The sequence below is a fragment of the Streptomyces sp. NPDC002793 genome, assembly GCF_040295485.1.
In the GTDB taxonomy this organism is placed as follows: Bacteria; Actinomycetota; Actinomycetes; order Streptomycetales; family Streptomycetaceae; genus Streptomyces.
Window position 1 is genome coordinate 1 of record NZ_JBEOVL010000141.1, and the last position, 1,428, is coordinate 1,428.

1 protein-coding gene is annotated in these 1,428 nt (G+C 66.4%); it reads left to right on the top strand.

All coding sequences use genetic code 11. The annotated features are described in order from the left end of the window. Window positions 1-42: 42 nt before the first annotated feature. Window positions 43-1,275, top strand: coding sequence for an IS4 family transposase (locus ABT001_RS36005; RefSeq protein WP_351285912.1), 1,233 nt, complete (start codon window positions 43-45; stop codon window positions 1,273-1,275). Window positions 1,276-1,428: the final 153 nt, after the last annotated feature.

Genomic DNA, 1,428 nt, shown 5'->3' on the forward strand with positions numbered 1-1,428 from the left:
CAATACCGGTGACTTTGAGCTGTGTTGGTCGTTGGATGTGTTGTGCCAAGGCCTGGGCAGGTGAAGTCGTCGGGTGAGCGGTTGTCGGACCGGATCGCCTTGGGTGTGTTGACTCGGGTGTATCCACCCAGGGTGGTCGATGAGGTGATCGCGGAGTGCGGGCGCCGGGAACAGCGTTCCCGGCTGCTGCCGGCCCGGGTGGTGGTGTATTTCGTGCTCGCGATGTGCCTGTTTTCCGGCCAGGGCTATGAGGAGGTGGCCCGGCTGCTGACGCAGGGCCTGGAGCGTGTCCGGCAGTGGGAGAAGCCGTGGCAGGTGCCGACGACGGGGGCGATCGGCAGAGCCCGCAGACGGTTGGGGCCGGAGCCGTTGAAGGCCTTGTTCGCGAGGGTGTGCCAGCCGGTGGCCGCCCCGGACACGGCTGGCGCCTGGTATCGCGGGTGGCGGTTGGTGGCCGTGGACGGCACCGTCTTCGACGTCCCGGACACCGAGGCGAACAGCACGTTCTTCGGCCGTCCCGGCTCCGGCCGGGGACAGCAGCGCAGTGCATACCCGCAGGTGAGGGTCGCCGCTCTGGTGGAGTGCGGGACGCATGCGGTGTTCGCCGCGGCGACCGGTCCGCTGTCGCTCCACGAACAACAGCTCATTCCCGCATTGCTGGGCCGGCTCGAGCCGGGAACACTTCTCATGGCCGACCGCGGCATCACCGGCTTCGAGCTGTGGAAGGCCGCTTCAGGCACGGGCGCGGACCTGTTGTGGCGCGTCCGCAAGAACGTTGTGCTCCCGCTCCTCGAAGCCTTCGAGGACGGCTCCTACCTGTCCGAGATCGTGGCCACCGGCGACCGACACCGCCGTGATCCGGCCCGGATCCGCGTCATCGAATACACCCTCGGCCGAGCCGGCGACAATACGGTCTACCGGCTGATCACGACCATCTGCGACCCGGACCAGGCGCCCGCCACCGACCTCGCCAACCTCTACCACCAGCGGTGGGAGATCGAGAACACCCTGGACGAGATCAAAACCCACCAAGGTGGCCGCCAGCTGGTCCTTCGATCGCAATACCCCGATGGAGTCGAGCAGGAAATCTACGGTTTCCTCCTCGTGCACCACGCATTACGCGACGTCATGCACCACACAGCTCACCAAGCCGGCCTCGACCCCGACCGGCTGTCCTTCACCCGCACCCTTCGCATCGCCCGCCGCCACGTCACCGACCAAGCGGCACTTTCCCCCCTCACGACTCAGCCGAGCCCTGACCCACACCACCCATGAATTGCTGGAACGACTCCTCCCACCCCGCAGACAACGCTCCAACCCCCGCGTCATCAAACGCAAGATGAGCAACTGGCACCTCAAACACACCCACCACCGCAACCCACCCCAACCACCCACCAGGGCAATCACACTTGTCCCACCCACCAAAGC